This is a genomic window from Kamptonema animale CS-326, assembly GCF_028330895.1.
GTDB lineage: Bacteria > Cyanobacteriota > Cyanobacteriia > Cyanobacteriales > Microcoleaceae > Kamptonema > Kamptonema formosum.
Genome location: NZ_JAQMUA010000006.1, coordinates 20,179 through 30,149, shown reverse-complemented (window position 1 = coordinate 30,149; position 9,971 = coordinate 20,179). Strand labels below are relative to the sequence as shown.

The following is a 9,971-nucleotide window of genomic DNA, read 5'->3' as shown; positions in this document are numbered from 1 at the left end:
CTCCTGTCCCTATTCCTATGCAAATTGAATGGCAAACTGCCAAAACTTACGAAGATATCCTTTACCACAAAAGCGGCGGTATTGCCAAAATTACTATTAATCGCCCTCACAAACGTAACGCTTTTCGTCCTAAAACTGTTTTTGAACTCTGCGACGCTTTTGCCGATAGCCGTGAAGATAGTCAAATTGGTGTTGTTCTGTTCACTGGTGCTGGCCCGCATACAGATGGGAAATACGCCTTTTGTGCTGGCGGCGACCAAAGCGTTCGGGGATCGGGGGGATATGTAGATGAGGCAGGCATTCCCCGGCTAAACGTATTAGATTTGCAACGCTTAATTCGATCGATGCCCAAAGTTGTCATTGCCCTAGTTGCAGGTTACGCGATCGGTGGGGGTCATGTCTTGCATCTAATCTGTGACCTCACAATTGCTGCTGAAAATGCCATTTTTGGACAGACAGGCCCAAAAGTCGGGAGTTTTGATGGGGGTTTTGGTGCAAGTTATCTGGCAAGAATTGTGGGGCAGAAAAAAGCGCGGGAAATTTGGTACTTGTGTCGTCAATATACAGCAGTGCAAGCTGAAGCAATGGGTTTAGTTAACTGTGTTGTACCTGTGGAACAGTTGGAACAGGAGGGGATTCAGTGGGCTAATGAGATTTTGGATAAAAGTCCGATCGCAATTCGTTGTCTGAAAGCTGCTTTTAATGCTGACTGCGATGGCCAAGCGGGGCTACAAGAACTAGCAGGTAATGCCACATTATTGTATTACATGACTCAGGAGGGGGCTGAGGGGAAACAAGCATTTTTGGAAAAGCGCCAGCCCGATTTTCGTAAATTTCCTTGGCTCCCATAGGCACAATTTCAACAGGAGAGTAAATTATTCTCAAAATTCTCAATTAAAAAATTATTGTAGGGTTGCTAATTGCACTAGCTTTTTAATAGCCTCAAATTTTTTAGCCAAGACTCGTCAATCGCTTCAAGTGAATCTAGCTTGAAATCTGCGATCGCAAACCGGGGATCTGCTCGTTCCTCTACTGCTGGCACAACGATACATTTCATCCCTGCTGCCTTAGCGCTGTTCATACCCCGAACGGAGTCTTCAAACGCTACGCACTTGCTTGGATGTATGCCCAAACGAGCAGCAGTTGTTAGATACACGGCTGGATGGGGTTTGCCAAATTCTTCTGTTTCGGCAGAATTTAAGACATCAAATGCGTCTTGCAAACCTAGCCTATTTAAAGCGGAGTGAACCAAACTCATGGCAGATGAAGTGGCTAATGCTAAAGGCAACTGCATCTGCTGACATAGTTGCACTACTTCCACCGCCCCTGGCATGGGCTCTCCGATTGTTTCTACCAGTTCGTTTACCCGCTTGATAATCTGTTCGGCTACTGCGGACTGACTAACACCCATCCAAGGAAATCTGGCATACCAATGACTGACAACCTCATCAATACGCAAACCCATTGTTTGAGAACACATACTCTCTTTTAGTGGTACTCCCAGAGCGTTAAATATCTCCACTTCTGCTTTGCACCACAGAGGCTCACTATCAATTAGTAATCCGTCCATATCGAAGATTACAGCCAAGTCCAGCATCAAACTTCCCTCAAGCGCCTAGATCGACAACCATGACTGTTTTGTTCTCAACGCGATCGCAGACAATACCAGCCATCAGCTTTGTGTCTAACTCTTATCATCCTAAATTTCAAACGCATCCGTTCCAGAACGCAAGTTATAAAAACGCATCCACCCAATTGTAGGCAAATAGATTTTATTGCCTTATAATTTCTACTCTCCTTGGCTTGTAAGAGAAAGATTTAAAGTCCTGGTGGCGGTTAAATCTAGGGAATCCCGCACCTTGGAAAAATTTATTGAAAGATTTGTTAACTCTAGCGGGAATTAACGGGAACACTAATTTAATCTTTATTCCTTAGCTAGGGATTTTAGCTAGAACCGAGCGAGCGGGTTCCTGGGGTTCAAGCTCGGAAACTGGGAGAGCGATCGCACCCCGCAAGTTCACTTCGTGCTGCTGCGAGATCACCATCTCTTCTATTTCTTCCCAAACAGGGGCAAAGGGTGGGATCGCCAAAGAACAAGAAGCCCATGCGCTTTGAACCGGGACATTAAGCTGCTGGCAAACACCACCACGTCTTCCTTCTGGCGTATAATACCTACAGTGACGGCAAGCTGAAGTTAACGAGGTTTTCATAAAAATTCCCTTAGCGCATAATCTTCACCTTTTAATTGTGCAATGTTCTGTTTGTATGCCGGAAAGTACCCAATCCTTTATTCTGTATCGCTTAGAGCGATCCCCACGCTAAAAGTAACCTTAACAATTTATTTATAATTCTGTTATATATAGAAATAATCTAAGTAAGTTCTGGAGCATGACTAGGAGCGAAGCTAGGCTGAAGCATTAAAAAACTAATGGGGATCAAGCCAAAAGTTAAACGCTTCTCTAAAAATATGTATCGTAAATGACAAATATTTTAGGCCGAAAAAGAGAGCAGTTATCAATTATGAGTTATTAGTTTTAAATAACTCATAACGATGAGGTCATAATTAAACATAAGAGACAGACCGCCCAAAAGCTGGCTACCTAAGTTTTTTCCTGTCTACCTTCTGCCTTTGACCTAAGTCTTTTGTCTCCATCCTCCGATGCTGGTCTAACTGTTGACTACCAGTTAAGGTTAAATCGGGACTTAAACACAGCAATCCATCTGGCTCAAGTCCTCTCGGAAAAAGTAAGCGTCGTTTAGGCTGAAGTTACGCTCGCGGACACCGAAGCAGCCGAGTAGCCAAAATGAAACAGGAAGCCAAGGTAAAATCTGAGTCGTCAGATTTGAGTAACTATTGGTGGAAGGGCAACCCAATACTTTAAAGTTCTAAAATCGATGAAGAGGTGGTAGGAGTTTTTTTATGAGTAAGCGTTCCTCGGTTGAATCACCGGATAAATTATCCTCAAATCAAATCAAGCCTGCTCTACAGGCTGTTATGGGCTGTTTAGACGTAAACCTGGAAGAAGAAGTGAGCCAGTATCGGCGGCAACGACAGCGATCGCAACAATGGGTAGCTCCATCTGTCAGCCTTGGCGCTAAGCCAGCCAGTCCCTCCCTAGATTTAATCTCTCCTGCGGCGACAGACAACCTAGCTGAGCAGCAGACGGTATTATCACCAGAGATGAAGCCGCGACAAACTATTCATTTCGAGACGCGATCGCCAGCCTCACAACTAGCGATCGCAGACAACGCCGCAGACCAAACTTTGACATCAGCAGAAAGCGATCGCCTATCTGCCAAATCAGCTAAGAACCAGCGATCGCCCAATGATTACCTCGCCTCTAGCGAAGAACTTCTCAAAAGTTTAGACGAGAGACAACTAGAACCCGAAACAGAACGAAGTTTAACAGCAAGTCTGTTTACACCCTTGGGATTAAGCTCAATGCTGCTGTTCCTGCTATCTTGCATTGCTCTCGGCTACACAGTCATCAATCCCTCAATTCTGGCTAATCTGGGATTCAACCGCTGGCTCAAGCAAAGCAGTCCCACCCCTGCCGCAAGTCCCGCGAATACCGCAGCAGCCGACAGCAGCAATCAGGCGGATCTCCCAAAAGCTCCCAATCTAGCTTCCAAAGAGTTTGTTGAACTAGATTTGAGCACCCTGAGCAATGTCAAGCCAACTCCAATTCCTATTCCTGTACCATCGGCTAAACCTTCAATACCGCCTACTCCCAAGCCCGTTGCTGGGGTAAGTTTACCTAACCCAATACCACCAGAACCGGCGAATGCAACCAATACAAACGACGAGGGCCTTAACAATCTCACCAGAGCTCTACTTCCGAAGCCATCGCCAACACCAGTAGCCGCCCGTCAATTAGCTCCCATACCATCGGCGGCGAAGTCGGCGGCATCCCCAGCAGCAACACCAAAGCCCGTTGTCTCAAATCCTGGCATCCCTGTAAAAGCTCAAGATGGTTACTATTACGTAGTCCTAGATTACAGCAATGAAAAATCTTTAGAGCAGGCGCGAACAGCAGTTGCAGATGCCTATGTCCGGGAATTCCCAAATGGTGTCAAGATCCAAATGGGGGCTTTGGAAGATCCTAGAGCAGCCGAGCGTTTGGTAAAAGAACTCGAAGAAAAAGGCGTTGCAGCTAAATATTATCAACCCTGAGTTAGGGGAGTAACTTAATTAATTAAAAATTAAAAATGCAAAATTAAAAAAGAATGCAAAATTAAAAATTGTGAGATTTAATTTTTAATTTTTAATTTTTAATTTTTAATTTACTCCCCCGCCCCTCAGTCCTCAAGTTTAAAATTTAAAATTCGGAGAATTCGTATGGGATTATTTGACCGCATCTGGCGAGTGATTCGCGCCAATATTAATAGTTTGGTTGGCGCGGCGGAAGATCCAGAAAAGATTCTGGAACAGAGCGTGATGGATATGCAGGAGGATCTGGTGCAGCTTAGACAGGCAGTAGCACAGGCGATCGCTACTCAAAAGCGTAGTGAGCGACAATGCGCCCAATCTGAGTCTGCTGCTTCAGAATGGTATCAGCGGGCCCAGTTAGCGCTACAAAAAGGAGAGGAAAATTTGGCGCGGGAAGCTCTAACGCGGCGGAAATCTTACCAAGAGACGGCAACAGCAATCAAGGCGCAGCTAGAACAGCAGAGCGGCATTGTGACTAAACTCAAGGATAATATGCGGGTCTTGGAGGGGAAAATTTCGGAGGCAAGAACTAAAAAAGATATGTACATTGCCCGTGCGCGATCGGCTAAGGCCTCTGAGAAGTTGAATGAGATGATGGGAAATCTGAACACAGGGAGTGCTTTAGGCGCTTTTGAGCGGATGGAGGAGAAAGTGATGCAACTGGAAGCTCGCTCAGAGGCGATCGCAGAACTTGGAACTAGCGATTTAGAAAAGAAATTTCTCTCCTTGGAAGGAGCGAACGATGTTGATGCTGAGTTGGAGGCGATGAAAGCGCAAATACTGCCTGGTAACAATTCACCTAAATTGCCTTCGGGCGAGTGATGTATAGCTAGGGAGTAGGGGCTAGGGGCTATGATGCTCAGGGCTAGGGAAGAAGGGAAGAAGGGAAGAAGGGAATAGAAGCGGTAAAGATACCGCCAGGATGGCGGCGTTACGGCTAGCTTTGCAGAACTTACCCTCACGGTAAGGACGCTCTCGCTTGCGGAGCCATAATCGCTCAGAGGGTGGGGTGATAATGAACGTGCTACTATATCTGTTAGGATCTGGGGTAGTTATGTATGAATCTTTAATAAAGGACTGAAATAAACTTGATAAATTAGCTTCAAGGAGCTTTGCTGCAAGTCTCAGAAAGATCGCTTTAAACTGGATTTATGCGCTTGGGAAAGTTGCTTGAGACCAATCTCATTTAAAAATCGGATCGCCAGAATTTCGCGCTCGCAGGCTGATGCCTAGAGCTTCCTTCCCACCTACCTCGTAAACCCCAATAAAGGAAAAATAGCGTTATGGGATTATTTGATCGCATTAGCCGAGTTGTGAGAGCCAATCTCAACGATATGGTCAATAAGGCTGAAGACCCAGAAAAGATTTTAGAACAGTCCATCATTGATATGCAGGAGGACTTGGTGCAGTTGCGCCAAGCTGTTGCTAGCGCGATCGCTACTCAAAAACGCACTCAGACACAGTCCGCTCAAGCTGAATCTCAAGCCAACCAGTGGCAATCGCGAGCTCAGTTAGCTCTCCAAAAAGGGGATGAAGCTTTGGCCCGCGAAGCGCTGGTTCGCAAGAAGTCTTACGCCGAAACGGCGGCGACGCTGAAGGCTAGTTTGGATCAGCAAACTGGTCAGATGGAAAGTCTCAAGCGCAACTTGATCGCTCTGGAAAGCAAGATTTCCGAAGCTAAAACCAAGAAGGATATGCTTAAGGCGCGTATCTCTGCTGCTAAGGCTCAGGAGCAATTAAATAGCACGATCGGCTCGCTGAATACAAGCAGCTCTATGGGTGCTTTCGAGCGGATGGAAGAAAAAGTCTTGCAGATGGAAGCTCGTGCAGGTGCATCGGCGGAGTTGGCTGCTGGCTCTGGTTTGGAACAAGAGTTTCTGAAGTTGGAAGCTGGCGGTGGCGTTGACGATGATTTGGCGGCTCTGAAGGCACAGATGAACTTGGCTCCAGCGACAACTGGTTCTCTCCCTGCGGCGGGTCAAACTTCTGGCACGTCGAATTCCGTTGTCGATCCAGAACTGGAAGAGTTGCGATCGCAGCTCAATAAAATCTAGTCTCTATCTACCGAAGGCAGGAGGTAAGAGGCAGGAGGCAGAAGGCAGAAGGCAATTATCACACCTTTGTTATTTTGTCAACAATACTGAGATGTAAGTAATTGTCACAATATCCTTAAAATTTAATACAAAGATGCTAAACTCCAAGGGCAAGGTGCTTCTCAGAGTTTAAATGCCTCCTGTCACATCACCTGCTATGCCCCGGAAACTTTTCATCGGCTTTTTAAGGATAAATTGTACAGTCGCACTGCTTTGTAACTGCTCAGTTACAGCTTTTTATCCTCAGCCATTAAGAGCTCAAACTGCTGAAAGCAACCTCACATTATCGGAAGTATCGTCACAAAGTCCACTTCTCGCCAGTCCTACCCTTGTTAAGGGGAGAATGCTCGATAGAGGGGGTGAGATTTCGTACTCAACTGAGTTGCAATCCGCTGTAATTCCATCAAGTCCGGCTGTTTCTCCTATTGCCAAGAGCTGGGGGAAGCAATCTCAAAGCCTGATGATGGCGGTTCCAGAAGACGAGCGATCGCGAATATTATCGTCAATTCCGCTGGCAATTCCACCTAAAAACATTGCCAATAGCCTAGATATCAGCTCAACTGGACGCTTAGATAACTCACAAGTATCTCAGCTTCCCAACCCTGGGATACCTACTCCGCCGCCACAGCCAGAATTACCGATACCGTCGCCTTTACCTCCTCCAGAAGAACTCCTCCAGCCTTCAACGCCAGCTCCCGGCGATCGTGAAGAAATCCCCAACGTTCCAGGGACGGTGACAGTCGAGCGGTTTGAAGTGGTTGGTAGCACTGTCTTCAGTAAAGAAGAATTAGACAAGTTACTAGCAGATTTTACGGGTCGCCCGATCTCTTTTGCCGAACTGCTGCAAGCTCGTTCTGCTGTAACGCAACTTTACATCAGCAAAGGCTACATCACTTCCGGCGCATTGATTCCGCCTCAAAGTATGACGGGGGGTGTGGTCAAGATTCAGGCGATCGAAGGTAGGTTAGAAAGTATTAGTGTGGCAGGGAATCAGCGGCTTAATCCTGAGTATGTACGAAGTCGATTGGCGATCGCTACTCAAGCTCCTCTGAATCAAAATCGGCTATTAGAAGCTTTGCAACTGCTGCAACTCAACCCCCTGATCCAAAATATCTCCGCTGAGCTGCAAGCAGGATCGCGCCCCGGTTTAAACTTGCTGGAAGTGCGGATTAAAGAAGCAAAAACTTTGAACTCACGCATTTTTGCCGATAATGGGCGCTCTCCGAGCGTGGGGACTTTCCGACGGGGGGCAGAAATTGGCTCAGGTAATGTATCGGGCCGAGGCGATCGCGCCAGTTTGACTTATACAAACACAGATGGCAGTAATAGTGTGGAGCTTAACTATACGCTACCTGTGAATCCGCGTAATGGCACTGTCAGTTTTCAGCTCAGTAGGAGCAAGAGCAATATTATTGAGCCGCCCTTTGACGAACTGGACATTGAAGCCAAAAGCCGTGACTACGAATTAACCTACCGCCAGCCAATAGTCCAAACTCCTAACCAAGAAATTGCCTTGGGGCTCAGTGCTGCTCGGCGAGAAAGCGATACCTTTTTGTTGGGGGTAGAATATCCCTTGTCACCCGGATCTGACGATCGCGGCAGAACTCGCATTTTTGCAGTTAGAGCCTTTCAGGAATACACCCAGAGGGGAGCCCGACAAGTTTTTGCGGCGCGATCGCAATTCAGTCTCGGAATCGGAGCCTTTGATGCTAGTGTCAACAATTCCGAACCTGACGGTCAATTTCTCGCCTGGCGGGGTCAAGCACAGTATTTGCGCTTGCTAGCACCAGATACGCTGTTGCTGCTGCGATCGGATGTACAGTTAGCTGCTGGGGAACTCGTACCCTTGGAGCAAATTGGTTTGGGTGGTTTAGACACTGTGCGGGGTTATCGTCAAGATTTATTGCTGACGGATAATGGGGTTTTTGCTTCCGCTGAGGTCAGGTATCCAATTTATCGTACCCGCGATAAAAAAGGGATTTTGCAGCTAACGCCGTTTATTGACTTTGGTAGAGCTTGGAATAGCGGTTCTAAGGGAGAACCTGACCCGAATACTTTGGTATCTGCGGGCTTAGGTTTGCGGTGGCAATATGGCGATCGCTTTACAGCTCGCTTTGAGTGGGGAATTCCTTTGATTGAGGTCAAATCTAGCGACAGAACCCTGCAAGAAAGGGGGCTGTATTTTTCTATAGAGTTCAAACCTTTCTAGTTTGGTATGAGATATAGCAACCTTCTTGGCAGTTAGGTCAACTCCAACTCTTACCTCTGGTTCATAATCCCTTACTTCGTCAAGCTTTCCCCTCTTCCCTCAACACTCGCCCCTAGCACCTAGCTATACTAGAGGAAATCTCGATTCAAACTTAGTTGAGATGCTTTCGAGCCTGGTAAAAAGCCAATCAGTTCATTCTGCCCGCCAGTAGTGACAAATACACCTACACCAGAACCGAATCCAGGGAGTGACAAATCTACTAAATTATAGTTATCGTTTTCAGCAAGAACTATGTAATCAATTCCAACAGTGAAGTCAACAATTAAGGCAAAGTCTCCATTTCCTGCACTGCTATAGGCAGATTGACTGAGATCAAAAGCTCCCAGGTAAAAATTATCAAAGCCAGGCCCACCGATAAGAGTATCAATTTCTCCAGCTCCTGGATTATTCGAGAAAAGATCAAAACCAAAGATAGCGTCGTCACCTGCGCCACCTAAAACAAAATCGTTACCAGCCTCACCACCTATATTGTCATCGCCAGCACCACCAAATACAGTATCATTACCACTATCCCCAAACATTAGGTCATTGCCCTGCCCTCCATATAGGAGGTCATCGCCACTATAACCATATATATTGTCATTGCCACTACCGCCATATAACGTATCATTCCCGCCAAATCCTGACAGATCGTCTGCACCTTGATACCCAAAAATTACATCGCTTTCAGTAGTTCCGTCTAAATACTCAGCGCTGAGAGTCCCTAAAAGTTGTGCCATGTTTCTAACCTAGTTCTAGTAGATACTAAAGTGTTGCTGCCTGAATATATTTCTGGCAAAAAACTACTTATGCACTTTCAACTCCCTTCATGTTGGCAAAAAATAGACTGAATCCTTTACTCTGGGGTATTTTGGCTCTTTGTCAGGAAAATCTCATCAGTGAAGTAGTCTTGGCGGAATTGCGATATTCGGCTATATATGGATAACGAGTCCGAACTAGAGTTCTTTTCTGGTTGCATCACCCAATTAAACCAATAGGTTTTTTAAGAAAATCATGTCTAAAGTGCAGTCGCTATTTCTCAGCTCTTTTGCATCAGGGTTTGCTCTTTGCTCAGTCATTTTCGCGATATTTACGATGACATCGGGGTTATCCTTTATGAGTTTTTTTCGGTTTCTATTAGCTTTGTTGTTTTTGGGAATCAATTTATTGTTTGCAGTACATTACTATACGGCAATGTCAAAAGAGTTAAATTTTAGGAATAGAAATAAAGCCAGAATTCAAAAATAAACTCTGCCAATTCTAACTCGTTTTGTACGAGTTCACACTGTTTTTGACTGAACCGTATAAGTTGCAGAGAGGCAAGAGGCAAAGCAAACTAGGCTCTTAATAATTGATTTAGGATTGCTATAATAAGCAGGTGGACATAAATAAACGTAAACGTAAGGTGGGCGCAAGCCGA

8 protein-coding genes are annotated in these 9,971 nt (G+C 45.9%); 5 read left to right on the top strand and 3 right to left on the bottom strand.

The window, feature by feature from the left end; translation table 11 throughout:
* Positions 1-17 precede the first annotated feature (17 nt).
* Positions 18-851 carry a 1,4-dihydroxy-2-naphthoyl-CoA synthase gene (menB, locus tag PN499_RS00280; RefSeq protein WP_272029588.1) on the top strand — a complete coding sequence of 278 codons (834 nt, stop codon included), beginning with the start codon at positions 18-20 and terminating at the stop codon, positions 849-851.
* A 74-nt stretch (positions 852-925) separates the two neighbouring features.
* On the opposite strand, the gene hxpB is transcribed toward menB, so the two are convergent.
* Positions 926-1,597 (bottom strand): hexitol phosphatase HxpB, encoded by a 672-nt coding sequence (gene hxpB, locus PN499_RS00275; protein WP_272029587.1) that lies wholly within the window; start codon positions 1,595-1,597, stop codon positions 926-928.
* A 334-nt stretch (positions 1,598-1,931) separates the two neighbouring features.
* Positions 1,932-2,210, bottom strand: coding sequence for a hypothetical protein (locus tag PN499_RS00270; RefSeq protein WP_007354990.1), 279 nt, complete (start codon positions 2,208-2,210; stop codon positions 1,932-1,934).
* A gap of 710 nt (positions 2,211-2,920) precedes the next feature.
* Here PN499_RS00270 and PN499_RS00265 point away from each other — a divergent pair.
* The 4 genes from PN499_RS00265 (at position 2,921) to PN499_RS00250 (ending at position 8,512) form a co-directional block, all read left to right on the top strand.
* A complete protein-coding gene (locus PN499_RS00265; protein WP_272029586.1) occupies positions 2,921-4,174 on the top strand; it encodes a hypothetical protein in 1,254 nt (417 codons plus the stop codon).
* A gap of 165 nt (positions 4,175-4,339) precedes the next feature.
* Entirely contained in the window at positions 4,340-5,032 is a 693-nt protein-coding gene (locus tag PN499_RS00260; RefSeq protein WP_272029585.1) for a PspA/IM30 family protein, read from the top strand.
* A gap of 461 nt (positions 5,033-5,493) precedes the next feature.
* Positions 5,494-6,264: a PspA/IM30 family protein gene (locus PN499_RS00255; protein WP_272029584.1), complete on the top strand. Its 771-nt coding sequence runs from the start codon at positions 5,494-5,496 to the stop codon at positions 6,262-6,264.
* Between the two features lie 172 nt (positions 6,265-6,436).
* Entirely contained in the window at positions 6,437-8,512 is a 2,076-nt protein-coding gene (locus PN499_RS00250; protein ID WP_272029583.1) for a ShlB/FhaC/HecB family hemolysin secretion/activation protein, read from the top strand.
* 128 nt (positions 8,513-8,640) lie between these two features.
* Here PN499_RS00250 and PN499_RS00245 read toward each other — a convergent pair whose 3' ends face one another.
* Positions 8,641-9,291, bottom strand: a complete 651-nt coding sequence (locus tag PN499_RS00245; protein WP_272029582.1) for a calcium-binding protein — start codon at positions 9,289-9,291, stop codon at positions 8,641-8,643.
* Positions 9,292-9,971: the final 680 nt, after the last annotated feature.

Bases quoted from the DNA above. Each gene is read 5' to 3' on its own strand.
- menB (WP_272029588.1), top strand. From the start codon at position 18: ATGCAAATTGAATGGCAAACTGCCAAAACTTACGAAGATATCCTTTAC.
- hxpB (WP_272029587.1), bottom strand. From the start codon at position 1,597: ATGCTGGACTTGGCTGTAATCTTCGATATGGACGGATTACTAATTGAT.
- PN499_RS00270 (WP_007354990.1), bottom strand. From the start codon at position 2,210: ATGAAAACCTCGTTAACTTCAGCTTGCCGTCACTGTAGGTATTATACG.
- PN499_RS00265 (WP_272029586.1), top strand. From the start codon at position 2,921: ATGAGTAAGCGTTCCTCGGTTGAATCACCGGATAAATTATCCTCAAAT.
- PN499_RS00260 (WP_272029585.1), top strand. From the start codon at position 4,340: ATGGGATTATTTGACCGCATCTGGCGAGTGATTCGCGCCAATATTAAT.
- PN499_RS00255 (WP_272029584.1), top strand. From the start codon at position 5,494: ATGGGATTATTTGATCGCATTAGCCGAGTTGTGAGAGCCAATCTCAAC.
- PN499_RS00250 (WP_272029583.1), top strand. From the start codon at position 6,437: ATGCCTCCTGTCACATCACCTGCTATGCCCCGGAAACTTTTCATCGGC.
- PN499_RS00245 (WP_272029582.1), bottom strand. From the start codon at position 9,291: ATGGCACAACTTTTAGGGACTCTCAGCGCTGAGTATTTAGACGGAACT.